This is a genomic window from Streptomyces sp. Act143 (assembly GCF_003143935.1).
GTDB lineage: Bacteria > Actinomycetota > Actinomycetes > Streptomycetales > Streptomycetaceae > Streptomyces.
Genome location: NZ_QFRX01000001.1, coordinates 5918564 through 5943321, shown reverse-complemented (window position 1 = coordinate 5943321; position 24758 = coordinate 5918564). Strand labels below are relative to the sequence as shown.

Genomic DNA, 24758 nt, shown 5'->3' with positions numbered 1-24758 from the left:
CTGATCCGGACCTGAGAGCAGTACCCAAGGAGCCCCGCGCCGCACGGCGACGGGGCTCCTGCCTTTCCCGGCCCGCAAGCTCACACGTGCTGCATGACCAGCACGAACGATGTCCCGGGCACGAGCGCCTCGTACGAGTGCGGCACATCCCCGCGGTACGTCAGATAGTCGCCGGGGTCCAGCTCGACCTCCTCGCCCCGAGGCCCCGCCTTCACTCTCCCCTCGCACACCACCAGATGCTCCACGCTCCCCGGGATGTGCGGCTCCGACTCCCGTACGGCTCCCGGCTCGGCCCGCAGGTGGTAGATGTCCCGCCGCGCCCCGGGCGGGCTCGCGGACAGCAGCGTGGCCGCGTAGTCGGCCTTCTCGGACGCCACGGTCGGCCCCTGCCCCGCCCTGATCACCTGCACGGACGACGCCGGCGGCTCCACCAGCGCGCTGAACGGCACCCCGAGCGCCACCCCCAGCGCCCACAGCGTCTCCACGCTCGGGTTCCCGCTCGCCCCTTCGAGCTGGGACAGGGTGGACTTCGCGATCCCGGCCCGTTTCGCCAGCTCGGAGAGCGACAGGCCCTTGCGCGTGCGTTCACGGCGCAGGGAGGCGGCGATCCACTCCAGCGGCAGACGGTTGTCGGACATGTGCGTTCGCTCCATCGGTACGATCGTTCGCCTTGACGAACAGGCTCTCTCCCGTCCACTGTAGAGAACATGCGTACGGCAGAGCGAACACCCCGCGGGCACGCCCGCACGGACCTGATCCGGGACGCCTCCCTCGTCTGGCTCGCCAGCGGCGTCGTCGGCGTCTCCTTCGGCGCGATCGCCGTCGCCGGTGGCCTGCCGGTGTGGGTCCCCGTCGTCATGTCCCTGGTCGTCTACGCGGGCTCCGCCCAGTTCAGCGCGGTCGGCGTCCTGCTGGCCGGAGGCGGGCCGCTCGCCGCGGCAGCCACCGGCCTGCTCCTCAACACCCGCACGGCCGCCTACAGCCTCGCCGTCGCGGAGACCCTCGGCCGGGGACGGCTGTCCCGGTTCGTGGGGGCGCACCTGGTCACCGACGAGACGGTGGCCTTCGCCCTGGCCCAGCCCGATCCGGTACGGCGCCGTACGGCGTTCTGGGTCTCCGGGCTCGGCCTGTTCGCCGTCTGGAACACGGGCGTGGCCATCGGCGCGCTCGCCGGGGACGCGATCGGCGACACGGCCCGCTACGGCCTGGACGCGGCCTTCCCGGCGGTACTGATGGCGCTGGTGCTTCCGGCACTGCGGGCGGATTCCGCCGTACGGCGCTCGGCACTGCTCGGCGCCGCCCTGGCCCTCGCCCTCACACCGGTCGCCCCCGCGGGCGTGCCGGTACTGCTGGCGCTGGCCGGTCTGCTCGCCTACGGACGGGGACGGGGGCGTACGGCATGAGCGCGACCGTGGCCATGATCCTGGCGCTGGCGGTGGGGACGTACGCCTTCCGGCTGGTGGGGCCGGCGCTGCACGGGCGGATCGAACTGCCGCCCCGGACGCAGGAGTTGCTGTCGGCGGGCGCGGTCGTCCTGCTGACCGCGCTGCTCGCGACCGGGGCGCTGACCGAGGGCGGGGGGTTCGCGGGGTGGGCGCGGCCGGCCGGGGTGCTGGTCGGAGGCGTGCTGGCCTGGCGCAGGGCGCCGTTCGTGGTCGTGGTGCTCGGGGCGGCGGGGACGGCGGCGGTGCTGCGGGCGGTGGGGGTGGGGTAGCGCCCGGGAGGCCGGGGTGTCAGTGGCGGGTTGTAGGGTCGCGCGCCATGACCGACTCCGATTCCCCGATCACCGATATCCCGGCCTCGGACACCCCGGCCGCTGACCTCCCGGCCTCTGACACCCCGGCCCCGGACGTCCCGGTCTCTGACTTCCTGACCCGCACCCGGGTGTTCTACGACACCGTCGCCGAGGACTACGCCGAACGGTTCCGTGATCCGTTCGCGGGGGCGCCGGTGGACCGGGCGATGTTCGCGGTGTTCGCCGAACTCGTCGGTCCCGGCGGCGCGGTGGCCGATCTCGGGTGCGGGCCCGGCCGGGCCACCGCGCACCTCAGGTCGCTGGGCCTGGACGTGTTCGGGCTGGACCTCTCGGCGGGCATGCTCGCCATCGCGCGCCGGGAGAATCCGGACCTGCTCTTCGTGCAGGGGTCGATGCTGGATCTGGACGTGGCGGACGGTGCGCTCGCGGGGGCGGTGTCCTGGTACTCCTCCATCCACACCCCTGTGGAGGAACTGCCCGCCCTCTTCAGTGAGTTCCGGCGCGTGCTGAAGCCCGGCGGTCACCTCCTCGTCGGCTTCCAGGTGGGCGACGAGCCGAAGCGTCACGACAAGCCCTTCGGCCATGACGTGATCCTCGACTTCCAGCGGCGGCAGCCCGAGTTCGTCGGCGGCCTGCTGGAGGCCGCCGGTTTCGAGGTCCTGTCGCGGACGGTTCGGGCGCCGCAGGAGCAGGAGCCGACCCCGCAGGCGTGCCTGATCGCGCGGAGGCCGGCGGCCGTCTAAAGCGTTCCCGCGATGTCCTTCGCCGCGATGTAGCCGAAGGTCATCGCGGGCCCGATCGTCGAGCCCGCGCCCGCGTAACTGTGCCCCATGACGGCGGCGCTGGCGTTCCCGGCGGCGTACAGCCCGGGGATCGCCGTGCCGTCGTCCCGCAGCACGCGGGCGCGGGCGTCGGTGACGAGGCCGCCCTTGGTGCCGAGGTCGCCGGGGACGATACGGAAGGCGTAGTACGGGGGCAGCCACAGGGGCGCGAGGCAGGAGTTCGGGAGGACCGCGGGGTCGGTGTAGTAGTGGTCGTAGGCGCTGTCGCCGCGGTGCTGGTCGGGGTCCTTTCCCTGCAGGGCCAGGGAGTTGAAGCGAGCGACGGTCGTGCGCAGGGCCGCGGGCGGGATGCCGATGGCGGTGGCGAGGGCGTCGACGGTCCAGGCCTTGTGGGCGGCCCCCGAGCTGTACCAGTCGTCGGGGAAGGCGAGCGTCGGGGCGACGTCCTTGAACAGGTACCGGTTGCGGTAGTTCTGGTCGACGATCAGCCAGGCCGGGATGTCCGGGTCGGTGGGGTTCCGGTCGTACATGACGTGGACGACGTCGCTGTACGGGGCGGCCTCGTTCACGAAGCGCGCGCCGGCCGCGTTGACCATGAGCCCGCCCGGCAGGGTGCGTTCGGCGAGGCAGAAGTAGGGCTGGCCGGGCAGCGGGATCGCGGGCCCCCACCAGGCGTCGTCCATGAGGGCCAGGGCACCGCCGGCCCGCTGTCCGGCACGGATGCCGTCGCCGGTGTTCTCCTTGGCGCCCACGGTCCAGTCGGTCCCGATGGGCTGCCGCTGGTACTGCGTCCGCATGGCGAGGTTGTGCTCGAAGCCGCCGGAGCCGACGACCACGGCGCGGCGGGCGCGGTAGAGGCCGGAGGGGGTGACGGCGCCGGTGACGGTGCCGTTCTCGACGAGGAGGTCAGTGAGCGGGGTGTTGAGCCGGACGGGGACTCCCGCGTCCATGAGCCCCTTGCGCAGGCCGCCCGCGAGCGACTGCCCCATGGTGAGGGGCTTCTGCCCGAGGGCGAGGGCCTTCGTCCCCCGCGCCAGGCACTCGGTGGCGACGGCGAGGCCCTTGGCACTGACGGCGGCGAGGGCGAGCCACTTGTAGTCGGCGCTGAAGACCACCATGCCGTCGGGAACTTCCATGTACGGCGGGTTCAGATGGGCGAGTTCGGCGCCGAGGATGTTGCCGTCGAGGTAGTCGGGTTCGATGGAACGGCCGTTGGGGAGACCGCCCGGCTGCTCCGGGTAGTAGTCGCTGTAGCCCTCCATCCAGCGGAAGCGGAGCGGGCTGTTGGCCATGACGAAGGAGATCATGGCGGGGCCGTGGGCGAGGAAAGCCTGTTGCCGGGCGGCGGGTACGTCGGGACCGACGACGGCGGCCAGATAGGCGGCGGCCTTGGCGGGGGTGTCCGGCACACCGGCCGCGAGGAGCACGGGGTTGTTGGGTATCCAGATCCCGGCACCGGAGCGGGCGGCGGACCCGCCGAAGGTGGGCGCCTTTTCGAGGACGACGACACTCAGCCCCTGTCTGGCGGCGGTGAGGGCGGCGGTCATCCCGGCCGCGCCGGAGCCGATGACGACGACGTCACAGGTGCCGAGGAGGGGGAGGTCGGCGGCGTCGGCGGACTGCGGGAGTCCGGCCGTGGCGAGGGCGAGTCCGGCGGCGGCCGAGGTGCCGAGTACGTGTCTTCGAGTCGGGTTCATGGGGCCGCTCCCACTTTCTGAGTGTGTGTCAGAAAGGGGAATGTGGCGCGGTGACCATGTGAAGTCAAGGACTGTGCGGCGGAGTTGGCGGGTCCAGGACCGCTGCGCAGTCCTGCCACGCGGCTTCGCTCAGCAGCGCGCGGAAGCGGGTGAACAGGCCGAGCAGAGCGGGGCCGTGCCGGTCCCGGAAGTCAGGGTCCGCGGCGGCGAGGTCGATCTCGTTGGCGGCGGTCAGCTCGGCGAAGTCCCGGCGGAGCGACTCGGCCGGGGTGTGGGTGCGACGGGTGAAGCGGTCGCGGAACGGGGCTTCGGGGGTGGCGAGGGTCGGATAGGTCGCCTCCCGGTCGCAGCTCGCATAGAAGTGGACGAGCGCCTCCGCCTCCTCACCGATCGCTTCCCTGAGGTCGGAGCGGCGATCGAGCGGGAGCAGGGGGTGGGGAAAGCCGTCGGTGCCGTAGAAGGCGTGGCAGAGGCCGGCGAGCTGGAGGGCGGGGCGCGCGCCCCAGGCGGCGAGGCGGTCGCGCACCCGGTGGAGATGGGCGAGCAGGGTGCCACCGGGGTGAGGGGTGTGCGCGGCGCCCAACTCCTTGAGCAAGGCGTCAGCTTGGGCGAACCGGTCGTGGGTCATGAGGGCTTCCTCACTGCTGGGTGGGTCGGCACCCGCTCCGTCCCGGGTGGAGCGGGTTGCCGCCCGTGGGGCCCTGAGGAGATCGTCGTACGGCCGCACGGCACAGTCAATCCTTGGGATTTATCGGGTGTACCCAAGCATTACCTTGGGTGCATGACTCTCGATGACCTGCGGGTGTTCGTGGCGGTGTGCCGGGCGGGGAGCCTCAGCGCGGTGGCGCGGGATCTCGGCTGCACACAGTCCGCGGTGAGCCAGCACGTGAAGCGGCTGGAGCGGGAGACGGGGGTCGCGCTCATCGAGCGGCAGGCACGCGGGGTCGTGCCGACGCAGGCCGGGCGGCTGCTGGAGACGGCGGCGGCGGAAGGGCTGTCCGGCCTGGACGGGGCGGTACGGCAGGTGCGCGAACTGGCCGACGGGGCGAGCGGGTACGTGCGGGTGGCGACGGGCGCGACGACCGTGCGGCACTTCATGGGCGACGCGGTGGTCGCGTTCCGGCGCCGGCATCCGAAGGTCAACCTTGAGTTCCGGACGGTGAGTTCGGGGCGGGGCAGCTTCGAGGCACTGGCCGACGGAACGCTCGACCTCGCCTGGATCACGGTCGGGGCGCCGGTACGGGGGATCGACCAGCGGGTGGTGGCGGAGCTGCCGTGGGTGCTGGCGGTGCGAGCCGACGATCCGCTGGCGGCGGGGCGGGAGCAGCTGGAGGGGGCGGACCTTGAGGGCGTACGGCTGATACGACTGCCTCCGAACTCCGCGTCCGCCGCTCATCTGGAGGCGGCGGGAGGGGAGTTGGGCGTCCGCTTCACCTACGACACGAACGTCGCCGACTGGGACACGGCACTGCTGCTGGCCGAGTTGGGGGTGGGGCGGGCGGTGGTGCCGGTGCTGCCGGGGCTGGTGGCGACGGAGGACCTCCGGCTGATCCCGGTGCCCGGCCTGCGCCCCCTTCCGGTGGGGTGGGCGGTACGACGGTGGGAGGCGCTCAGCCCGGCGGCGCGAGCCTTCGCGGACACGGTCGTGGAACGGCGGGAACGGCAGGTTCCTTGACGGGGATCTCGGCCCACACGGTCTTCCCCACGCTGCGCTCCGCGACGCCCCAGGTCTGCGCGAGCACCGACACGAGGATCAGACCGCGGCCGTTGGCGGCGTCCGGGTCGGTGACGTAGCGGAGTCGGCGGTCGTGGCGGGCGTCGCTCACCTCGACACGGACGGTGTCCTCCGCGGTGAGTACGAGCCGGAGTTCGAAGTCGCGGCCGGGGACCCTGCCGTGCGTGACGGCGTTGGCGGCGAGTTCGGCGACGACCTGTTGGGCGGCGTGGTTGACCTCGCTGTCGTAGGGATGGCCCCAGGCGTCCAACTGCTGCGCGGTGAGCCGTCGGGCCAGGCGGGCGCCGCGCGGGGTGGCGCTGAGGCGGGTGGAGATTTCGGCGTTCATGTGACTGAGCGTGGTGGGTTGTCCTTACGCTGGCCAGGTACGACTCGGCGACTCTGGGTAGCTGTACGGGCGCGGTGAGTCGTGTGTACGGGTTGTCGGGTGGGAGGGGTGAGGTGGGTGAGCGAACGGCGGCCTGAGACGCCTGCGGAGACGGACGGGACGGCTGGGTTGTTCGTCGCGCTGGGCAAGATGGTGAAGTTTCTGCGGGAGCGGAAGGGGCTGACGCAGGCGGAGTTCGGGGAGCTTGCGGGGTACGGGCCTGACGCGATCTCCGCGATGGAGCGGGGCGTACGGAGGATTCGGCCCGAGGTGCTGCTCAAGGCGGAGGAACTCCTAGACGCCGGAGGGCTGTTCAGAGAGGTCGTTCCCGAGGTCGAGGCGGCGCTGACGAAGGCTCGGACTCGGCATCCGGAGTGGTATCGGGATTACGCGGGGTTGGAGGCGGAGGCGGTCGAGCTGCACTTCTACGCCAACCATGGCGTTCCGGGCCTGTTGCAGACCGACGACTATGCACGGGCCGTCTTCACGAAGCGACGGCCGTTCCTGGATGAGGAGACGATCGAGAGGCGTGTTGCGGACCGACTCTCACGGCAGCAGGTCTTCGAGCGTCGGCCAGCGCCGATCGTGAGCTACGTCCTCGAAGAAATCGTGCTGGACCGGCCGATCGGCGGGCGACGTGTGCATGCGGCTCAGCTTCGGCGCCTGCTGAGCGTGGGGCAGATGCAGAACCTTGAAATCCAGGTAATGCCGACCCGAGTAGAGGACCACCCCAACATGGACGGCGCGTTCAACCTGCTGACGCCCAAGGGGCATGGGCAGGTGGCGTATACGGAGGTCCAGGGGCACCCCCGGCTGATCACCGACTCGGAAGAAGTCCGCAAGATCGTAGACCGCTATGGGATCATGCGAGCAATGGCCCTCTCCCCCTCGGAGACCCGGAAGTTGATCGAGCAGAAGCTGGAGCAGCTATGAACAACGAGCAGCTCAACTGGTTCAAGTCCAGCTACAGCGGCGGTGAGGGCGGCGAGTGTCTCGAAGTGGCATTCACTCCCCGAACCATCCACCTCCGCGACTCCAAGCACCCCACCGGCCCCCACCTCACCCTCACCCCCGCCGCCTGGTCCGCCTTCCTCTCAGGGGAGTTGCTCGGCGAGCGGCGCTAGCGCCCCCGCCGTCGCCACGGCCCGCACCGCCTCCGTACGGACGTCCTCGTCCTCGTCCGCCTCGGCCCGCTCCCGCAGCAGCGGAACCGTCGCCGGGTGGGCGGGCCAGCCGAAGGCCAGGGACTGGACGGCGGCGATGCGCGGCCAGGGGTGGGGATCGGCGACGGCCCGGTCACGGAGGAACGCGGCGCCGTTCTCTCCCGTCTCGCGTACAGCCCACCATTGCAGGACGACGGCTCGAATCCTGGGATCGGGATCGTCCAGTGCCCGGACACCGAGGAGCTCGCGGGTCGTGTCGTCGTCTCCCGCCGTCGTGGCCAACAGGGCGAGTGCCACTTCCCGCACCCGCGGACTGGGGTCTTCGGCGACGCGGGTACGGATCAGGGCCTGGGTGTCGGCCGCACCCCGGCAGTGCCTCGTAGCACGCAGCGCCTCCGCGCGGACGCCGTCATGCGGGTCGTTGACCAGGAGGTCGCATGCCAGCTCCCACGTGACGGCCTCGTCGCTCCGGTATCCGCACAGGTCGGTCAGGGCGGACTCACGCACATCGTGGTTGGGATCGTCACGAAGACGCTCGCGGACGATCTGCCAGGTCTCTTCCTTGTCCTCCCCCAGCTTCACCAACCCACTGAGCGCGGAGTCCCTCACCTGGCCACTGGAATCCTCGGCAAGGCGCCCGCGCAGGAATTCCCAGGTGCCGGGGTGGGACCCCGTCGTCTGCGCCAGCACCGTGCACGCCACGCTCCGGACTCGGGAGTTGAGATCCCTGAGGGCGCGCTGACGGAGGAATGCCCAGGTATCGGCGTCGTCGCGGCCAAGCGTCCGCAACGCGAACAAGGCGTCCGTCCGGACGTACCAGTGGTTGTCCTCGACGGCGGCTCTGCGGGCGACCTCCCAGTCCCCGAACTGCTCGACCAGCAGCAGCATGGCCCTGTTGCGGACCACAGCGCTCGGGTCGCCGGTGACCCGGTCTCGTATCAACGCCCGCACATCTTTGTCGTCGAGCAGGCTTTCCAGACCCGCGACCGCGCGCTGGCGGACATCGTCCCCGGGATCCTCGACGGCCAGCCGGCACAGCAGCACTCCGACCACCGGGTCCTGGATCCGGTGCTCGGCGAGGAGATCCACCACTTCGGCCCGCTCATGAGCATTGCCTCTGGATCGGACGATCTCCAAGAAGGGCTCCCACAGCTCCTCGGCGTCGTCCCGCATCGACAGTGCGAAGGCCCGCACGACCAGCGAGGGGTCCGCAATGGAGCGGTCCTTGACGAGCTCGCTCACTTCGGCTCCGTCGATCTCCGCCAGAAGCCCCAGCGCCGCTTTGCGCACGTACTCGTCCGGTTCGGCCACTGCCCCTTCCTGGAGCAGCCGACGCACGTCCTGCTCATGGCCCCAGCGCGCTGCCAACATCTCCAACAGCGCCTTCCGGGCGTGCGTCACATCGGCGAGGACCGCCATGGCCTTCGGCCATGCCGTTCCTTGGTAGAGCGCGGCCGCGATCCTCCCGGGCTGCGGCCGGTGCCTGAACTGGCCGCGCAGGTGGAACCAGCGCAGGAGTCTGGGCCTCCCGCTCCAGTGCGGGGGAAACGTCCCGAGCGCGGAGACGATGCCCTCGTCGTCGAACAGCAGGCCGAACCTTGAGTCCGCCGACTCCAGCCCCATGATGATCGCGTCCACCACGGCCCTGCTCTGAGCCGTCAGCGCCCCCAGCCTCCGGACCTCCGCCAGAGCCCGCACCGCCAGGGCCAGCAGCCCGCCCTTCCAGACCATCCCGACCCGCCGCCGGTGCAGCTCCAGCAGCCGGTCGACCGCCGCCCCCGCCTCCCGTTCCCCGAGTTGCCCGACGACCAGCAGCAGCACCTCGTGCCAGGCTGGGTCGTCCGCGTGCCCTGCGAAGATCTCCTCGATGAACTCCTCTGGCGTCCACTCCCGTTCGCGGGTGTACCGGTGGTCGATGTCCACGGCCGCCAGGTACTCCAGGAAGGCCCGGTGGACGAACCCGTACACCCCGCCCCCGTAGTGGCTGAGGATGAAGTTGCGGTCGTGGAACTGCCGCACCATCGCCCGGGCCGCCGACACGGCCTGCGCGAGGGGGAGTTCGTACTGCTCCCGCAGGTAGTCCCGGAATGTCTCCAGCAGGACGTCATGGTGGATGTGGTTGCCCGCGATGCCGCCCTCGCCCTCCTGCATACGCCGCGCGACCAGGCGCAGCAGTTCGTGCCGGTCCTCGTCGCCCAGGTATGACAGGGCCTCGACGTCGTTCGGCGCCCGCAGGTGTTTGGCGTGCTCGTCCCAGTGGGCCACCAGCACCGCGACGGCGTGCCGGTAGACGCCCTGGCGGTCCCGGGGCAGTTCGCGGCGCCGGCCGACGATGGCGAGGATCGTCAACAGCAGCGGGTTGCCGGCGAGTTCGGCGACGGGACGGGAGTGGCCCACGGCCTCGGTCAGCCGTCGGCACAGGCGGGCGGCGCGTTCCTCGTCGTGGGGGTAGGCGGTGGCGTACCACTGGCGGGCGAAGCGCGTGATCTGCCGGGTGCTGAGGTCCTGGACCATGTGGTGGGAGAACCCGGCGTGTTCGAGCACGCCGCGCCGGTAGCCGATGACGCGCGAGGTCACGACCACACGGACGCCGCCGGGGCCGCCGTACCGGTCCGCGAAGTCAGCGATGCGGTGGCTGACCTGCTGGCGGGCGGCGGGGTCGAAGAGTTCGTCGAGGCCGTCGAAGACGACCACGGCCCGGCCCTCGGCCAGCAGCCGCGCGACGACGGGCCTCGGTGGCGCCATGCCCTTCGTGTTGTGCAGATAGGCGAGGAAGTCCTCGAAGGTCCGCTCCCGCCACTCCCCCACCGCGTACTCGCGCAGCTCCACGACGAGGGGCACCCGGCCGGCGAGCGGCGTCAGCGGATCGCCGGCCGCGAGCGCCTCCTGCGTGAGGGCGAGGGCGAGGTGCCGGGCGAGTGTCGACTTGCCCGCGCCGGGGTCACCGAGCAGGACGAGGCGGCTCTCGGCGGGGTCGGCGAGCACGTCCAGGGCGTCGCGTGCCGGTCGTTCCGCGTACGCCCGGCGGGCCCGTTCCAGCGCCTCCCGCTCCAGTCCCGGCGGCAGGCTCGCCGGCCATTCCCCGGCGTCCGCCAGCCGCTGCCGGATGTCCCGCGGCAGCTCCACCGGCGGCGGGTCCGCCCGTACCGTCGGCGCCACGAACACCTCGTCCAGCCCGACGGGCGGATGCTCCCCCTCCTCCGTGGGGATCAGCACCTCCAGGTCCAGGCGCCCGTAGGTCTCGCGGACCCGCCCCGCGTAGCGCCGCAAGGCGTCCTCGGCCTCCGCGTCCGAGACGGCCGCCGGAGCCGGCGTCTGCTGGACGTACAGGTTCTCGATGTACGTCCCGCTGCTCAGGTCCCCGGTCACCGCGACCTTGACGTCACCCCCCGCCCCGACCGCCCGCTCCCCGCCCGCCGTGACCTGTTCCGTGTCCCGCGCCATGCACAGGACGGTAGCGGTGCGTCAGGGGGTGGTGGGGCGGATCCGCCGATCGGCGCGGCTCGGCGTCAGCGCTCGTACAGCGCCTCGATCTCCCCCGCGAACTCCTGCATCACCGTCTCCCGCCGCAGCTTCATCGACGGCGTCAGATGCCCCTCCGTCTCCGTGAAGTCCCGCGGCAGGACCGCGAAGCGGCGGATCGACTCCGGCCGGGACACCAGCTTGTTCGCCTCGTCGACCGCCCGCTGCATGATCGCCCGCAACTCGTCGTCGCCGGTGAGGAGTTCGGCGGGGACCGGGTGCTTGCCGTTCATCTGGCGCCAGTGGGTGACGCCGTCCATGTCGAGGGTGATGAGGGCGGCGACGTACGGGCGGCGGTCGCCCACGACCATGCACTGGGAGATCAGGGGGTGCTGGCGCAGCCAGTTCTCCAGGGGGGCGGGGGCGACCGTCTTGCCGCCCGCCGTGATCAGGAGCTCCTTCTTCCGGCCGGTGATGGTCAGATACCCCTCGTCGTCCAGGCTGCCGATGTCGCCCGTCGCGAACCAGCCGTCCGTCGACGCCGGTGTCACGCCGCCCGCGTTCGGGTCCCAGTAGCCGCGGAACACCGGGCCGCCGGAGAGGAGGATCTCGCCGTCCGCCGCTATGCGGACCTTCATGCCGGGCAGCGGCCAGCCGACCGTGCCCAGGCGGGGTTTGAGCGGGGGCGTCACCGTTGCCGCGCCCGTCGTCTCCGTCAGGCCGTAGCCCTCGTAGATCTCCATGCCCGCCCCGGCGAAGAACGCGGCGATGGTGCGGCCCAGCGGTGAGCCGCCGGAGATGATGTGGCGGACCCGGCCGCCCATGGCGGTGCGGATGCGCCGGTAGACCAGCGGGTCGTAGAAGGTGCGGGCCGCCTTCAGGGCGGTACCGGGGCCGCTGCCCGTGCCCGCCGCCTTCTCCTCCAGCGCCTCGCCGTACCGGATCGCCACGTTCGCGGCGCGGTCGAAGGCCGAGACCCGGCCGCCGCTCTCCGCCTTGGCGCGCGCGTTGTTGAAGACCTTCTCCAGCATGTAGGGGATGGCGAGGAGGAAGGTGGGGCGGAAGCTCGCCAGGTCGTCGAGCAGGTCGTCCGACTTCAGGCTCGGCGCGTGGCCCAGCCGGACCCGGGCGCGGACGCACGCCACCGCCACCATGCGGCCGAAGACATGGGACATGGGGAGGAAGAGGAGGGTGGCGAGTTCCTCGTCGGACCTGGACCTGAAGACCGGGTGGAGGATCTCGATCGCGTTGTCGACCTCGGAGAGGAAGTTGCCGTGCGAGATGGCGCAGCCCTTGGGGCGGCCGGTGGTGCCCGAGGTGTAGATGACCGTCGCGAGGGTGTCGGGGACCAGCATGCCCCGGCGTACGTCGACTTCGGCGTCGGGTACCTGGCTGCCGAGCTCCGCCAGGCGGTCCACGTGGCCCTTCTCGACGACCCACAGGTGGCGCAGATCGGGCAGGCGGTTCAACTCGGGTCCGAGCGCGGAGGCTTGGGAGACACTCTCCGTCACCAGGGCCACCGCGCCCGAGTCCTGGAGGATCCAGCGGGTCTGGAAGACGGAGGAGGTGGGGTAGATGGGGACGGTGACCAGGCCGGCCGCCCACGCGGCGAAGTCGAGGAGGGTCCACTCGTAGATCGTGCGGGCCATGACGGCGACCCGGTCGCCGGGGACGAGGCCCTCGGCTATCAGGCCCTTCGCCAGTGCCAGCACCTGGGCCGCGAAGTCCGCGGCCGTCACGTCCGACCAGCCCCCGTCCGCTGTACGGCGGCTGAGCACCCGGTCCCGGGGAGCCGCCTCCGCGTTCTCGAACGGCAGGTCGGCGAGGGAGCCGTGGGTCACCGGCGGCACGACCGGCGGGACGGAGACCTCCCGGACCTCGCCGTCCAGCCGACGTATCTCCGGTGCCACGAGCACGGGCGCGCCGTCGTAGTCGGTGGCAGCGGCGTAGGGCAGGGACGACGACATGGGCAGCTCCTGGGGCGCGCAGCTGGATACCGCTCTGCTGCACAGGTACGCAGCGGACGTACCTGGACGTTCACCGGCGAGTGCGACTCGGGGGGTTACCGGCAGTTAGGTCTGGGGGACCCGGCGATCCTAGGAGGCCCACGTGGCGGGCTTGTGAGGGTTCAGGGAGGCTCCGGGGCCGGGTCTGTGCAACATCTGGCGCAAAGTGAGCCTTTGTCAGCTATGCGTGAACCACTGTCCGGCCGCCGCCGGGATATGTGTGAACCACTGTCCGGCCGCCGCCGGGATCAGGGCCGTTCGAGCACCGCCGTCACCCCCTGCCCGCCCGCCGCGCACACCGAGATCAGCCCGCGTCCCGGGCCCTGGCCGGACTCCGCGCGCTCCGCCAGCAGCTTGGCCAGCGTCGCCACGATCCGCGCGCCGGTCGCCGCGAAGGGGTGGCCGGTGGCGAGGGAGGAACCGGCCACGTTCAGGCGGGCGCGGTCCACGGGGGCCAGCCCCGCCTTCTCCCAGGCCGCCAGCGTCGCCAGGACCTGGGACGCGAACGCCTCGTGGACCTCGATCAGGTCGAAGTCGTCCATCCCGAGCCCGGCCCGCTCCAGCAGGCGCGGCACGGCGTGCGCCGGGGCCATCAGCAGACCGTCCTCGGCGGGGTCGCCGGTGACGAAGTCCACGGCCGCCGTCTCGTACGCCGTCAGATACGCCAGCGGCTCCAGGCCGCGCTCCGCCGCCCACTCCTCCGAGGCGAGCAGCACGACCGCGGCGCCGTCGGTGAGGGGCGTCGAGTTCCCGGCCGTCATCGTCGGGCCGGGGGCGTCGAGGCCGAACACCGGCTTCAGCGCGGCCAGTTTCTCCACCGTCGACCCCGGTCGCAGGTTCTGGTCCCGGGCCAGACCCCGGAACGGGACCACCAGGTCCTGGAAGAAGCCGCGCTCGTACGCCGCCGCCAGCCGCTGGTGGCTGCTCGCCGCCACCTCGTCCTGGGCCTCGCGCGAGACGCCCCAGGCGCGTGCGGTGAGCGCCGCGTGCTCGCCCATCGACAGGCCGGTGCGGGGCTCGGCGTTGCGCGGGATGTCGGGGACCAGATGCTTCGGGCGGATCTTCGCCAGCGCCTTCAGCCGGCCGCCCGCCGACTTCGCCCTGCGCGCCTCCAGGAGGATGCGCCGCAGGTCGTCGTTGACGCCGAGCGGGGCGTCGCTCGCGGTGTCCGCTCCGCCCGCGATCGCCGACTCGGTCTGGCCGAGGGCGATCTTGTTGGCGGCGGCGATGACGGCCTGGAGGCCGGTGCCGCAGGCCTGCTGGATGTCGTACGCGGGGGTCCGCGCGTCCAGCGCCGAGCCGAGGACGGTCTCGCGGGCCAGGTTGAAGTCACGGGCGTGCTTGAGGACGGCTCCGGCGACGAACTCGCCGACCGCGCCGGGCTGTTCGAGGCCGAAGCGGGTCACCAGGCCGTCCACGGCCGTGGTCAGCATCTCCTGGTTGGAGGCGGTGGCGTAGGGGCCGTCGGAGCGGGCGAAGGGGATGCGGCTGCCGCCGATGATCGCGACGCGCCGCGGCGCGGCTGCCTGAAGACGGCTCATCTCGACCTGCTCCTCCTGCGTCACATAAGCTTACCTCCGGTAACCTTACTCCAGAGTCAGCAAGAGAGCACCGAGTGGGGAGACGGCCATGGCCGACCGTTATCTGCGCTTCACCGGCACCGCGCCCGGCCGTTTCCTGTCCCGCCGACTGGGGCTGCCACAACCGACGGAACTCGTCCGCTGGTCCCCCGGGCACCCCGTGCTGGAGGGCGAGGTCCTCCACCTGACCGCGGGCAAACCGGCCCCCGGCCCCGTCGAGCGCCCCTGCGCCGTCGTCCTCGACGCCACCCACGTCCGGGACGTCGAAGGACTCGCCGACGTGCACGCGGCCCTGCACCCCGTCGTCCGCTCGGTCGCCGCGAGCGGGCGGATCGTCGTCCTCGGCGCGCCCCTCGACCCCGCCGACCACCACCAGGCGGCGGCCCAGCAGGCCCTGGAGGGCTTCACCCGCTCGCTCGGCAAGGAGATCGGGCGGGGCAGGACCGTCAATCTCGTACGGCTGACCGACCGGGCCGCGGCCGAGTCGACCCTGCGCTTCCTGCTCTCCCCCAAGTCCGCCTATGTCAGCGGCCAGGTGATCGAGACCGGCGACGCGGCGGGACCGGCCGACGTGGACGGGGAGCGGCCCCTCGCCGGGCGCACCGCCCTGGTCACCGGGGCGGCCCGCGGTATCGGCGCGGCCGTCGCCGAGACGCTGGCCAGGGACGGCGCCCGGGTCGTCGTACTCGACGTGCCCCAGGCCGAGGCGGAGGCCCGGCAGCTCGCCGAGCGGCTCAGCGGTGCTGCCCTCGCCCTCGACATCACGGCCGCCGACGCGGGCGAACGGATCGCCGCGGCGTTCCCCGACGGGCTGGACGTCCTCGTCCACAACGCGGGCATCACGCGCGACCGGCGGCTGGTCAACATGCCTGCCGAGCGGTGGAGTTCGGTGCTGGAGGTGAACCTGGCGAGCGTGCTGCGCACGACGGACGCGCTGCTGTCGGCGGGGACGCTCAGGGAGGGCGGCCGGATCGTCGCCACGGCCTCCATCGCGGGGCTCGCGGGCAACGCCGGGCAGACCAACTACGGTGCGAGCAAGGCGGGAGTGGTCGGTCTGGTCCGCGCCCTCGCCCCGCGCGCGCTCGCCGAGCACGGGGTGACGGTGAACGCCGTGGCCCCCGGCTTCATCGAGACGAAGATGACGGCCGCGGTCCCGCTCCTCATCCGGGAGGCCGGGCGCCGGATGAACTCCCTCGCGCAGGGCGGTCTTCCGGTCGACGTGGCCGAGACGACGGCATGGCTCGCGCACCCGGCCTCGGGCGCGGTGAACGGGCAGGTCGTACGGGTCTGCGGCCAGAGCCTGCTGGGGGCGTGATGACGGACGTCGTCCTGCGCCGCCCGCCCGCCCTGGCGCCGCTGCTCGCCCGGGGCGCGCTGCTGTCCCCCGTCAAGCGGCCCCGCCCCGACGCGGACTTCCCCCGCACCCGGCTGGTGCTGCCCGCCCTGCGCGTCGACCTGGCGCGGCTGGCGGCGTACGAGCGGGTCTGCGGGTTCGCGACCGGCGACGACGCGCTGCCGGTGACGTATCCGCACGTCCTCGGATTCCCGTCGGCGATGCGGCTGATGAGCGCCCGGGACTTCCCGCTGCCGCTCCTCGGCCTGGTCCACACGTCGATCGACATCACCCGGCACCGGCCGCTGCCCGCGACCGGGTCCTACGAACTCGGCGTGTACATCGATGGGTTGGCCCCGCACCGGCGCGGCACGGAGGCGGCGGTCATCACCGAGATGCGGGTCGGCCCGGACGTCGTGTGGGAGTCGCGCAGCACCTACCTGGCACGGCACCGCACACCTGAAGCCGCCGAGGCCGCCGAAGCCGCCGCAGCCGTCACCGGGCGCAAGGAGCAGCCGGAGCCGGCCCTTCCCTCCGTCGCCGAGTGGCGGCTGGCCGGGGACATCGGCCGCCGGTACGCCGCCGCGTCCGGCGACCGCAATCCCATCCACCTGTATCCGCTGACCGCCCGCCTCTTCGGCTTCCCGCGCGCGATCGCCCACGGCATGTGGACGGTCGCCCGCTGCCTGGCCGCACACGGCACACCGCAAGCAGCCGTGGTGCGGGCGGAGTTCAGAGCACCGGTGCTGCTGCCGGGGAAGGTGACGTACGCAGCGCGGGGCGACCGCTTCGAACTGCGACACGGCGACCGCCTGCACCTCACCGGCACGGTGCACAGCGCTCTCAGCGGCGGACGCTGACCCCGCCGATCAGGCTCAGCTCGGTGATGCGCAGCTCGGCGCCGCCGGCATGCCAGGTGTCATCCCGGCGGCGGTGACCAGGGGCGGCCCGCCATGAGGTCGCCCAGCCCGGCCCAGGCGAAGTTCATGAGGGTGGCCGCGGCCTGCCGGGCGGTGACACCCGGCGTGGCGTTGGCCCACGCGGCCAGCGACTCGGCGGCCCCCACCAGCGCCTCCGCGAGCCCGGCGACCTCCCGCTCGGCCAGATCGGGGTCCCGGTGCGCCTCCCGCGCCGCGACGACGATCAACTGCGTCACGAACGCGACGATCTCCTCCCGCATCACCGCGACCTCACCGGCGAACGTCTCGCCGTGGATACGGGCCTGGAGGTGCAGCACGGACCAGCCGTCGGGGTTCTCGGCGGTGTGCGTGAAGAACGCCAGCAGCCCGTCCCAGAGTTGCCGGTCGACCGGCAGGTCGGTGCGGACACCGGAGCGCACGGCCTCGGTGAGCGCCTGCGCCTCACGGCGGATGCAGGCCGTGAACAGGTCGTCCTTCGAGTTCAGGTACAGATACACCAACGGCTTGGAGACACCGGCGAGTTCGGCGATCTCGTCCATCGAGGCGGCCATGTACCCGCGGCGGCCGAAGGTCTGCACGGCGGCGTCCAGCATCTGCTGCTCACGGACCGCGCGCGGCATCCGCTTGGTCTTCACGGCACCCATGAGGCCAAGACTAAGACGTCCGCCGACGTGACAGGACCGGGTGACAGGACTACGACGCCTGGCCCTGCGCCCGCGCCGCGTCGTCGGCGATGTCCTCCTGGTTGCGGTTGGCCTCCAGGTTGGACTTCATGCGGTCGACCCGCTGGGCGACCTGGACGGAGGCGCGGTCGCGCTCCTTGCGCAGGACGACGAAGCTGATCGGGGCCGAGATCACCAGGGAGAGCAGGACGACCCACATGCCGTTGGAGTCACCGAGGCCGCGCGGGGCGACGCCGGAGTAGACGAGGCCCCAGACGACCACGAGGCAGCCCACGAAGATCCCGAGGCGCATCAGTGTGTAGCGGAGCATCTCAATCCACTCTTCCGTTCCGGCTGAAAGTTCCCCTGAAAGTTCCCAAAGGGTGCCTTCCAGTGAAGCACGCCCGCTCCCCGATCTTGCAGGGGGTCTCGGGTCGGCAGCAGGCCTCAGGTCAGCGGCAGCCACATCATGATGTCGTCGCGGTAGTCGTCCGCGGACATGCGCAGCCCGTCCGGCACCCGGCCGACCTCCTTGTACCCGGCGGACGCGTAGAACCGCTCCAGCCCGAGCCCGCCCCGGCAGGTCAGCTTCAGCGCCTCCAGCCCGAAGGCACGGGCGTGCCGCTCGGCCTCCGCCAGGAGGGTCCGCCCGTGGCCGCCGCCCTGCAGCTCCGGGTCGATCATGACGGTGTAGAGCCAGGCGTAGTGCCTCTGGAGGCGATGCTCGTTGAACCCGAAGAAGGCCGTCGCCCGGAGCCGTCCCGCCGCATCCAGACCGGCGAGGAACCGGTGCCGGCCCGCCGCGACCGACTCCGCGTAACGGTCCACCCCCGGCCGGACCTCCTCGTACGTCGTCGTCCCGACGAACCCGACGGCCCCGCCCGCGTTGTTCACGGCCACCCACAGGCGGGTCAGCTGGTCGAGGAGGCCGGGGGTGAGCTCGGGGTCGAGGCGGTACGTCAGGTCCATGAGCCCCGAGTCTAGGCAGGGGGTCGGGTCACCCCAGGGCCCGGGCCGCCACCTTCAGATCGGAGACGAGGCCCTGGTACGCGGCCTCCCGGTCGTCCGACCTCAGCACGGACGACGGGTGCACGGTGGGCACCAGCCGCTCGGGCCTGCCGTGGATCTCCTCCTCCAGCACGGTCCCGCGCACCTGCGTGACCCGGAACGACGACCCGAGCAGCGCCTTCCCGGCGGTGGCACCGAGGATCACGATCAGCTCCGGCTCCACGACGGCCAGCTCCGCCGCCAGCCAGGGCCCGCAGGCGGTCATCTCCCGCAGGCTGGGCGCCTTGTGCATACGCCGCTTGCGCGGCTCGGCCTGCGTGAACTTGAAGTGCTTCACGGCATTGGTGACGTAGGCGTCGCCCGAATCGAGACCGGCCTCGGCAAGGGCCCGGTCGAGGAGTTTCCCGGCGGGGCCGACGAAGGGTTTGCCCTGCCGGTCCTCCTGATCGCCGGGTTGCTCACCGACCAGCATCAGGCGCGCGTGGGCGTCGCCCTCGCCGAAGACGGTCTGGGTGGCGTCGCGGTGGAGGGGGCAGCCGTGGCAGCCGGCGGCGGCCTTCCGCAGCGCGCCGAGGCCGCCCCCGTCAGGGACGAAAGGCGCGGCGGTGTAGGCGTCCTCCGCAGTCACGGACGCCGAGTACCCCCCGTGCGGAACCGCTCACACCCGCATCGGCTGCGGCGACTCGCGGCGCGCCGGGTCGGGGCCCTCGTACTCACGGATCACCTCGTACCGGGTGTTCCGCTCCACCGGCCGGAAACCGGCGTCCCGGATCAGGTCCAGCAGGTCGTCCCGCGTCAGCTTGTTCGGCGTGCCGAAGTTGTCCGCGTCGTGGGTGATCTTGTACTCGACGACCGAGCCGTCCATGTCGTCGGCCCCGTGCAGCAGCGCCAGCTGCGCGGTCTGGACGCCGTGCATCACCCAGAACACCTTGACGTGCGGGACGTTGTCGAAGAGCAGCCGCGACACGGCGAAGGTCTTCAGCGCCTCCGCGCCGGTCGCCATCTGGGTACGCGCCTGGAGCCGGTTGCGTACCTTGCCGTCCTTCATGTCGACGAAGTCGTGCTGGTAGCGCAGCGGGATGAAGACCTGGAAGCCGCCGGTCTCGTCCTGGAGCTCACGCAGCCGCAGCACGTGGTCCACCCGGTGCCGCGGCTCCTCGATGTGGCCGTACAGCATGGTGCACGGGGTCTTCAGACCCTTCTCGTGCGCCAGCCGGTGGATGCGGGACCAGTCCTCCCAGTGGGTCTTGTGGTCCACGATGTGCTGCCGGACCTCCCAGTCGAAGATCTCGGCGCCACCGCCGGTCAACGACTCCAGCCCGGCGTCGATCAGCTCGTCGAGGATCTCGCTCGCGCTCAGCCCGGAGATCGTCTCGAAGTGGTGGATCTCGGTCGCGGTGAACGCCTTCAGGGAGACGTTCGGCAGCGCCGCCTTCAGCTCCCGCAGCGACCGCGGGTAGTAGCGCCACGGCAGACTGGGGTGCAGCCCGTTGACGATGTGCAGCTCGGTGAGGTTCTCGCCCTCCATCGCCTTGGCGAGCTTCACCGCCTCCTCGATGCGCATCGTGTACGCGTCCTTCTCCCCCGGCTTGCGCTGGAAGGAGCAGTAGGCGCAGGAGGCGGTGCACACGTTGGTCATGTTGAGGTGCCGGTTGACGTTGAAGTGGACGACGTCACCGTTCTTGCGCGTGCGCACCTCGTGCGCGAGGCCGCCGAGCCAGGCCAGGTCGTCCGACTCGTAGAGCGCGATGCCGTCCTCGCGGGTCAGGCGCACACCCGCCCGTACCTTCTCCTCCAGCTCGCGCTTGAGTCCGACGTCCATGCCACAACCTTTCTACGACGACCTGTCCAACCGTACGGCTACGCCTCTTCGGGCAGCTCCCCGACCCGGTTCTCCCACTTGGTGGAGAGCACGATGGTGGTACGGGTCCGGGAGACGCCCTTGGTCCCGCTGAGCCGCCGGATGATCTTCTCCAGGCCGTCGACGTCGCTGGCCCGCACCTTGAGCATGAACGAGTCGTCGCCCGCGATGAACCAGCAGTCCTCGATCTCCGGCAGGTCCTTCATCCGGCGGGCCACGTCCTCGTGGTCGGCGGCGTCGGAGAGGGAGATGCCGATGAGGGCGGTGACGCCGAGACCGAGCGAGGCGGCGTCGACGGTGGCGCGGTAGCCGGTGATGACACCGGCCGCCTCCAGCCGGTTGATGCGGTCGGTGACGCTGGGTCCCGACAGACCGACGAGGCGGCCCAGTTCCGCGTAGGAAGCCCGGCCGTTCTCCCTCAGAGCCTGGATGAGCTGCCTGTCCACCGCGTCCATGCGATCGAAGCCTTCCGCTGAAGAGGATCCCGAAAGTTCCCGAAGTGATGAGAGGTACTGCGACTTGCTCAGATGGCGCTCACGTCGTGGGGGTTCCGGACCCGCCGCCGAGCTCGCCCTTCCACCGCCGGTACAGCCGGTGCTCGACCCCCGCCACGTCGAGGACCCGTCCGGCGACGAAGTCGACGAGGTCCTGGATGTGGGTGGCGCCGGCGTAGAAGGCGGGTGAGGCGGGCACGACGGTGGCGCCGAGGTCGTCGAGGGCGACGAGGTGCCGCAGCGTCTGGCCGTTCAAGGGGGTCTCCCGTACGGCGACCACGAGCGTGCGGCGCTCCTTGAGGGTCACGCTCGCGGCGCGCTGGAGCAGGTCCTTGGAGAGCCCGAGGGCGACTCCGGCGACGCAGGCGGTGGAGGCCGGGACGATCAGCATGCCCTTGACGGGATACGACCCCGACGACGGGCCCGCGGCGAGGTCACCGGCGTTCCAGTACCGCACGCGCGTGATGTCGACGTCGAAGGTCCCGGGCTTGCCGTCGGCGCCCCTGGCCAGCCATTCCCGCAGGTCGTCCTGCCAGTGCGCGTCCCGGAACGAGATCCGGGTCTCGTCCAGCAGCGTCAGCCGCGAGGCCCTGCTGACGACCAGGTCGACGCTCTCCCCCGCCTCCAGCAGCGCCCGCAGCACAGCGGCCGCGTACGGCGTCCCGGAGGCACCCGACACCCCCACGATCCAAGGCACGCGCTGCGTTTCTCCTGCGTTCACATCTTGAGCGTACCGGTGAGGAGAGAGGTGCTCAGGACTGGGCAGGCGCCTCGGGATCCACAGGGAGGCGCCGCGTGTCGATGGTGAGGCGCCCGAGCTTGGTCTCGACGGTGACTTTCCCGCCGTACGGAATGGTGTCCCGCCCGAGGTACCCCTCGGGGCCCGGATTCCACCGGGTGGCCAAGTGCCCGTCGCGGGGATCGAAGATCAGGTAGTTCGGGATGCCCTGGACCGCGTACTGCTTGTCCTTTACCTCGTAGTCGTTGCGGACGCTGCTCGGCGAGACGACCTCGATGGCGAGCTCGATCAGGTCGGGCGGGTAGGCGGTCAGATTGCGATGCTGTTCGGCCGCCGGAATGACCGCGAGATCGGGACAGAACTCGAAGTCGTCGCTGAACGGCACGGCCACATCGGCCTCCCTGTGTCTGCACTCGATGGCAGGCCGCACCGTAGTTACACGGTCAGGCCCCGAACCAGGAGATCAAGCAGCGCACACACGAACAGGGCAATGCCGATGAACCCGTTGACGCTGAAGAACGCCCTGTTCAGGCGGGTCAGGTCATGGGGGCGGACGATGTTGTGCTCGTAGACGAAGGCGCCGGCGACGATCATCAGGCCGACCCAGAAGAACCCGCCCGCGTCCGTGGCCACGGCGTACCAGACCAGCAGGGACATGGTCAGGAAGTGGCAGACCCGGGCGCCCCAGATGGCCGCCGGGATGCCGAAGCGGGCCGGGACCGACATGACGCCGATCTCGCGGTCGGTCTCGACGTCCTGGCAGGCGTAGATCAGGTCGAAGCCGCCGATCCAGATGCCGACCGCGAGGCCCAGGATCACCGCGTCCCAGGACCACTCGCCGGTGATCGCCAGCCAGCCGCCGATCGGGCCCATGGCCTGGGCGAGGCCGAGGATGGCCTGCGGGAAGTTCGTGAAGCGTTTGCCGTAGGGGTAGACCACCATCGGGATCACGGCGACCGGGGCGAGGGCCAGGCACAGCGGGTTCAGCAGGGCCGCCGAGCCCAGGAAGACCACGACCGCGACCAGCGCGCCGGTCCAGGCGTGCTTGACCGACATCGCGCCGGTCACCAGCTCGCGGTGGGCGGTGCGCGGGTTCCGCGCGTCGATCTCCCGGTCGATGATCCGGTTGACGGCCATGGCGAAGGTCCGCAGGCCGACCATGCAGATGGTGACCAGCAGCAGCCGGCCCCAGTGGATGTTCCTGTCCCACTGGAACATCGCGGTGAGCGCCGCGATGTACGCGAACGGCAGCGCGAACACCGAGTGCTCGATCATCACCAGGCGCAGGAACGCCTTCGTACGTCCCGGCTGGGGGATCGCGGCAGACGCGGAACTCACAGGCCGTACTCCTTCCAGCGGCGGTCGACCTTCGCCGCCGTCTCCGGGTCGGACACCACCATGTCCGGCCAGCCGCCGTCGCGGGTGTAGCCCTCCTCGGGCCACTTCTTCGTCGCGTCGATCCCCGCCTTGCCGCCCCAGAACTGCTGGTAGGAGGCGTGGTCGAGATGGTCGACGGGTCCTTCGACGACCGACAGGTCGCGCGCGTAGTCCGTGTTGCCGAGCGCCCGCCAGGCCACCTCGTGGAGGTCGTGGACATCGCAGTCCGAGTCGACGACCACGATCAACTTCGTCAGGGACATCATGTGGGCGCCCCACACAGCGTGCATCACCTTTTGGGCGTGCTTGGGGTACTTCTTGTCGATCGAGATGATCGCGCAGTTGTGGAATCCGCCCGCTTCGGGCAGGTGATAGTCCACGATGTCCGGCACGATGATCTTCAGCAGGGGGAGGAAGAAGCGCTCCGTCGCACGACCCAGCGGGCCGTCCTCCGTCGGGGGCCGCCCTACGACGATCGACTGAAGCAGCGGCCGCTTCCGCATCGTCACGCAGTCGATCCGCAGCGCCGGGAACGGCTCCTGCGGGGTGTAGAACCCGGTGTGGTCGCCGAAGGGGCCCTCGGGGAGCATCTCGCCCGGCTCCAGCCAGCCCTCGATGACGACCTCGGCCTGCGCCGGCACCTGCAGCGGCACCGTCTTGCAGTCGACCATCTCGATCCGCTTGCCGGCGACGAACCCGGCGAACAGGTACTCGTCGATGTCACCGGGGAGCGGGGCGGTGGAGGCGTAGGTCACCGCGGGCGGGCAGCCGAAGGCGATCGCGACCGGGAGGCGCTCACCGCGGCGGGCCGCCACCTGGTAGTGGTTCCGGCTGTCCTTGTGGATCTGCCAGTGCATGCCGATCGTGCGCTTGTCGTGGCGCTGGAGGCGGTACAGGCCGAGATTGCGGATGCCGCTCTCGGGGTCCTTGGTGTGGGTCAGCCCGAGGTTGAAGAAGGAGCCGCCGTCCTGCGGCCAGGTGAACAGCGCCGGCAGCTGGTCCAGGTCGACGTCGTCGCCGGTGAGGACGACCTCCTGCACCGGCGCGTCACCGGACTTCACCTTCTTCGGCGGCACGTGCGCCATCGCGCCGAGCTTGCCGAAGGCCTCCCGCACGCCCACGAAGCCGTGCGGCAGCTCGGGGCGCAGCAGCCCGCCGATCTTGTCCGAGATGTCGCCGTACGACTTCAGCCCGAGCGCCTTCAGCAGGCGTCGGTCGGTGCCGAAGACGTTCATCGCGAGGGGCATCGAGGAGCCCTTCACGTTCTCGAAGAGGAGCGCGGGGCCGCCTGCCTTGTTGACCCGGTCGACGATCTCCCCGACCTCCAGGTACGGGTCGACCTCGGCCTTGACGCGCTTGAGGTCGCCCTCGCGTTCCAGGGCCCTGAGCAGCGAGCGAAGATCGTCGTAAGCCATGCGTCCCAGTATCCGGTACGGGCTACCCTGGCCCAGTACCTGGGGGCTGTGATCGCGGCCCCGACGACCGTCCCGTGGGAGGGCCCATGCTCCGGGTGCTGATGTTCCTCGTGCCGCTGGCGCTGAGCATCTACGCGTTCATCGACTGCATCAGCACGCAGGACGAGGACGTCCGGCACATGCCCAAGCCGCTGTGGGCGATCCTCGTGCTGCTGTTCCCGCTGGTGGGCTCCATCTCCTGGCTGATCGCGGGCAAGAAGCGCAGCCTGGCCGCCGAGGGCTGGTCGGGCGTGCGGGCGGGTCAGTCGCAGCGCTGGGTCGCCCCCGACGACAACCCCGAGTTCCTGAAGTCCCTCGACGAGGACGAGGACCGGGACCGCAAGAAGCGGGACGAGCCCTGA

Annotated in this window: 26 protein-coding genes; 9 read left to right on the top strand and 17 right to left on the bottom strand. The window is 71.3% G+C overall.

From position 1 onward, the window contains the following. Positions 1–80: 80 nt before the first annotated feature. The gene (locus DI272_RS27075) at positions 81–638 is read right to left on the bottom strand and encodes a helix-turn-helix domain-containing protein (protein WP_109497854.1); all 558 of its coding nucleotides are present in this window, start codon (positions 636–638) and stop codon (positions 81–83) included. Between the two features lie 69 nt (positions 639–707). Between DI272_RS27075 and DI272_RS27070 the strand changes: the two genes are divergently transcribed. The 3 genes from DI272_RS27070 to DI272_RS27060 are packed head-to-tail and all read left to right on the top strand — an operon-like array spanning position 708 to position 2499. Beyond that, positions 708–1403: an AzlC family ABC transporter permease gene (locus DI272_RS27070; RefSeq protein ID WP_109497853.1), complete on the top strand. Its 696-nt coding sequence runs from the start codon at positions 708–710 to the stop codon at positions 1401–1403. Further along, positions 1400–1714, top strand: coding sequence for an AzlD domain-containing protein (locus DI272_RS27065; RefSeq protein ID WP_109497852.1), 315 nt, complete (start codon positions 1400–1402; stop codon positions 1712–1714). Before DI272_RS27070 ends, DI272_RS27065 begins: the two co-directional genes overlap by 4 nt. 47 nt (positions 1715–1761) lie before the next feature. Further along, positions 1762–2499: a class I SAM-dependent methyltransferase gene (locus DI272_RS27060; RefSeq protein ID WP_109497851.1), complete on the top strand. Its 738-nt coding sequence runs from the start codon at positions 1762–1764 to the stop codon at positions 2497–2499. Here DI272_RS27060 and kstD read toward each other — a convergent pair. Next, positions 2496–4235 (bottom strand): 3-oxosteroid 1-dehydrogenase, encoded by a 1740-nt coding sequence (gene kstD, locus DI272_RS27055; protein ID WP_109497850.1) that lies wholly within the window; start codon positions 4233–4235, stop codon positions 2496–2498. The two genes, DI272_RS27060 and kstD, sit on opposite strands and share 4 nt — an antisense overlap. A 64-nt stretch (positions 4236–4299) precedes the next feature. After that, the gene (locus DI272_RS27050; protein WP_109497849.1) at positions 4300–4863 is read right to left on the bottom strand and encodes a DUF6817 domain-containing protein; all 564 of its coding nucleotides are present in this window, start codon (positions 4861–4863) and stop codon (positions 4300–4302) included. 153 nt (positions 4864–5016) lie between these two features. On the opposite strand from DI272_RS27050, the gene DI272_RS27045 reads away from it, so the two are divergent. Then, positions 5017–5910, top strand: coding sequence for a LysR family transcriptional regulator (locus DI272_RS27045; RefSeq protein WP_109497848.1), 894 nt, complete (start codon positions 5017–5019; stop codon positions 5908–5910). Here DI272_RS27045 and DI272_RS27040 read toward each other — a convergent pair. Continuing rightward, entirely contained in the window at positions 5846–6298 is a 453-nt protein-coding gene (locus DI272_RS27040; RefSeq protein ID WP_109497847.1) for an ATP-binding protein, read from the bottom strand. The two genes, DI272_RS27045 and DI272_RS27040, sit on opposite strands and share 65 nt — an antisense overlap. 117 nt (positions 6299–6415) lie before the next feature. Between DI272_RS27040 and DI272_RS27035 the strand changes: the two genes are divergently transcribed. Together DI272_RS27035 and DI272_RS27030 are read left to right on the top strand one after the other, a co-directional pair. Further along, positions 6416–7270: a helix-turn-helix transcriptional regulator gene (locus DI272_RS27035; protein ID WP_109497846.1), complete on the top strand. Its 855-nt coding sequence runs from the start codon at positions 6416–6418 to the stop codon at positions 7268–7270. Continuing rightward, positions 7267–7461: a DUF397 domain-containing protein gene (locus tag DI272_RS27030; protein WP_109497845.1), complete on the top strand. Its 195-nt coding sequence runs from the start codon at positions 7267–7269 to the stop codon at positions 7459–7461. The genes DI272_RS27035 and DI272_RS27030 overlap by 4 nt, the downstream gene beginning before the upstream one ends. Here the strand turns inward: DI272_RS27030 and DI272_RS46035 are convergent. The 3 genes from DI272_RS46035 to DI272_RS27015 form a co-directional block, all read right to left on the bottom strand. Next, positions 7432–10944 (bottom strand): HEAT repeat domain-containing protein, encoded by a 3513-nt coding sequence (locus DI272_RS46035; protein WP_109497844.1) that lies wholly within the window; start codon positions 10942–10944, stop codon positions 7432–7434. The two genes, DI272_RS27030 and DI272_RS46035, sit on opposite strands and share 30 nt — an antisense overlap. A gap of 65 nt (positions 10945–11009) precedes the next feature. Beyond that, positions 11010–12929 (bottom strand): long-chain fatty acid--CoA ligase, encoded by a 1920-nt coding sequence (locus DI272_RS27020; RefSeq protein WP_109497843.1) that lies wholly within the window; start codon positions 12927–12929, stop codon positions 11010–11012. Positions 12930–13216: 287 nt separating this feature from the next. Continuing rightward, positions 13217–14509: an acetyl-CoA C-acetyltransferase gene (locus DI272_RS27015; RefSeq protein WP_109501058.1), complete on the bottom strand. Its 1293-nt coding sequence runs from the start codon at positions 14507–14509 to the stop codon at positions 13217–13219. A gap of 88 nt (positions 14510–14597) precedes the next feature. Between DI272_RS27015 and DI272_RS27010 the strand changes: the two genes are divergently transcribed. Continuing rightward, entirely contained in the window at positions 14598–15863 is a 1266-nt protein-coding gene (locus DI272_RS27010; protein WP_109497842.1) for a 3-oxoacyl-ACP reductase, read from the top strand. Next, the gene (locus DI272_RS27005) at positions 15863–16741 is read left to right on the top strand and encodes a MaoC/PaaZ C-terminal domain-containing protein (protein ID WP_109497841.1); all 879 of its coding nucleotides are present in this window, start codon (positions 15863–15865) and stop codon (positions 16739–16741) included. Before DI272_RS27010 ends, DI272_RS27005 begins: the two co-directional genes overlap by 1 nt. Positions 16742–16800: 59 nt before the next feature. Here DI272_RS27005 and DI272_RS27000 read toward each other — a convergent pair whose 3' ends face one another. The 10 genes from DI272_RS27000 to DI272_RS26955 form a co-directional block, all read right to left on the bottom strand. Further along, a complete protein-coding gene (locus DI272_RS27000) occupies positions 16801–17445 on the bottom strand; it encodes a TetR/AcrR family transcriptional regulator (protein WP_109497840.1) in 645 nt (214 codons plus the stop codon). Positions 17446–17494: 49 nt separating this feature from the next. Further along, complete coding sequence (locus DI272_RS26995) at positions 17495–17794, bottom strand: DUF4229 domain-containing protein (protein ID WP_109497839.1); 300 nt, start codon at positions 17792–17794, stop codon at positions 17495–17497. Between the two features lie 116 nt (positions 17795–17910). Further along, complete coding sequence (locus DI272_RS26990; RefSeq protein ID WP_109497838.1) at positions 17911–18432, bottom strand: GNAT family N-acetyltransferase; 522 nt, start codon at positions 18430–18432, stop codon at positions 17911–17913. 28 nt (positions 18433–18460) lie between these two features. Then, on the bottom strand, positions 18461–19099 hold the full coding sequence (locus DI272_RS26985; RefSeq protein WP_109497837.1) for a UdgX family uracil-DNA binding protein: 639 nt from the start codon (positions 19097–19099) through the stop codon (positions 18461–18463). A gap of 30 nt (positions 19100–19129) precedes the next feature. Continuing rightward, a complete protein-coding gene (gene mqnE / locus DI272_RS26980; protein ID WP_109497836.1) occupies positions 19130–20293 on the bottom strand; it encodes an aminofutalosine synthase MqnE in 1164 nt (387 codons plus the stop codon). 38 nt (positions 20294–20331) lie between these two features. After that, positions 20332–20787, bottom strand: coding sequence for an Lrp/AsnC family transcriptional regulator (locus DI272_RS26975; protein WP_079306730.1), 456 nt, complete (start codon positions 20785–20787; stop codon positions 20332–20334). A gap of 79 nt (positions 20788–20866) precedes the next feature. Further along, positions 20867–21523 (bottom strand): UbiX family flavin prenyltransferase, encoded by a 657-nt coding sequence (locus tag DI272_RS26970; RefSeq protein ID WP_109497835.1) that lies wholly within the window; start codon positions 21521–21523, stop codon positions 20867–20869. A 55-nt stretch (positions 21524–21578) separates the two neighbouring features. Next, a complete protein-coding gene (locus DI272_RS26965) occupies positions 21579–21956 on the bottom strand; it encodes a Uma2 family endonuclease (protein ID WP_258314689.1) in 378 nt (125 codons plus the stop codon). 44 nt (positions 21957–22000) lie between these two features. Further along, complete coding sequence (gene mqnP / locus DI272_RS26960) at positions 22001–22903, bottom strand: menaquinone biosynthesis prenyltransferase MqnP (protein WP_109497833.1); 903 nt, start codon at positions 22901–22903, stop codon at positions 22001–22003. Next, positions 22900–24357, bottom strand: coding sequence for a menaquinone biosynthesis decarboxylase (locus tag DI272_RS26955; RefSeq protein WP_109497832.1), 1458 nt, complete (start codon positions 24355–24357; stop codon positions 22900–22902). Before DI272_RS26955 ends, mqnP begins: the two co-directional genes overlap by 4 nt. Positions 24358–24443: 86 nt before the next feature. Between DI272_RS26955 and DI272_RS26950 the strand changes: the two genes are divergently transcribed. Continuing rightward, positions 24444–24758, top strand: coding sequence for a PLD nuclease N-terminal domain-containing protein (locus tag DI272_RS26950; protein WP_109497831.1), 315 nt, complete (start codon positions 24444–24446; stop codon positions 24756–24758).

Coding starts and splice junctions, on each gene's coding strand:
- DI272_RS27075 (WP_109497854.1), bottom strand. CDS start 638: ATGTCCGACAACCGTCTGCCGCTGGAGTGGATCGCCGCCTCCCTGCGC.
- DI272_RS27070 (WP_109497853.1), top strand. CDS start 708: ATGCGTACGGCAGAGCGAACACCCCGCGGGCACGCCCGCACGGACCTG.
- DI272_RS27065 (WP_109497852.1), top strand. CDS start 1,400: ATGAGCGCGACCGTGGCCATGATCCTGGCGCTGGCGGTGGGGACGTAC.
- DI272_RS27060 (WP_109497851.1), top strand. CDS start 1,762: ATGACCGACTCCGATTCCCCGATCACCGATATCCCGGCCTCGGACACC.
- kstD (WP_109497850.1), bottom strand. CDS start 4,235: ATGAACCCGACTCGAAGACACGTACTCGGCACCTCGGCCGCCGCCGGA.
- DI272_RS27050 (WP_109497849.1), bottom strand. CDS start 4,863: ATGACCCACGACCGGTTCGCCCAAGCTGACGCCTTGCTCAAGGAGTTG.
- DI272_RS27045 (WP_109497848.1), top strand. CDS start 5,017: ATGACTCTCGATGACCTGCGGGTGTTCGTGGCGGTGTGCCGGGCGGGG.
- DI272_RS27040 (WP_109497847.1), bottom strand. CDS start 6,298: ATGAACGCCGAAATCTCCACCCGCCTCAGCGCCACCCCGCGCGGCGCC.
- DI272_RS27030 (WP_109497845.1), top strand. CDS start 7,267: ATGAACAACGAGCAGCTCAACTGGTTCAAGTCCAGCTACAGCGGCGGT.
- DI272_RS46035 (WP_109497844.1), bottom strand. CDS start 10,944: ATGGCGCGGGACACGGAACAGGTCACGGCGGGCGGGGAGCGGGCGGTC.
- DI272_RS27020 (WP_109497843.1), bottom strand. CDS start 12,929: ATGTCGTCGTCCCTGCCCTACGCCGCTGCCACCGACTACGACGGCGCG.
- DI272_RS27015 (WP_109501058.1), bottom strand. CDS start 14,509: ATGAGCCGTCTTCAGGCAGCCGCGCCGCGGCGCGTCGCGATCATCGGC.
- DI272_RS27010 (WP_109497842.1), top strand. CDS start 14,598: ATGGCCGACCGTTATCTGCGCTTCACCGGCACCGCGCCCGGCCGTTTC.
- DI272_RS27005 (WP_109497841.1), top strand. CDS start 15,863: ATGACGGACGTCGTCCTGCGCCGCCCGCCCGCCCTGGCGCCGCTGCTC.
- DI272_RS27000 (WP_109497840.1), bottom strand. CDS start 17,445: ATGGGTGCCGTGAAGACCAAGCGGATGCCGCGCGCGGTCCGTGAGCAG.
- DI272_RS26995 (WP_109497839.1), bottom strand. CDS start 17,794: ATGCTCCGCTACACACTGATGCGCCTCGGGATCTTCGTGGGCTGCCTC.
- DI272_RS26990 (WP_109497838.1), bottom strand. CDS start 18,432: ATGGACCTGACGTACCGCCTCGACCCCGAGCTCACCCCCGGCCTCCTC.
- mqnE (WP_109497836.1), bottom strand. CDS start 20,293: ATGGACGTCGGACTCAAGCGCGAGCTGGAGGAGAAGGTACGGGCGGGT.
- DI272_RS26975 (WP_079306730.1), bottom strand. CDS start 20,787: ATGGACGCGGTGGACAGGCAGCTCATCCAGGCTCTGAGGGAGAACGGC.
- DI272_RS26955 (WP_109497832.1), bottom strand. CDS start 24,357: ATGGCTTACGACGATCTTCGCTCGCTGCTCAGGGCCCTGGAACGCGAG.
- DI272_RS26950 (WP_109497831.1), top strand. CDS start 24,444: ATGCTCCGGGTGCTGATGTTCCTCGTGCCGCTGGCGCTGAGCATCTAC.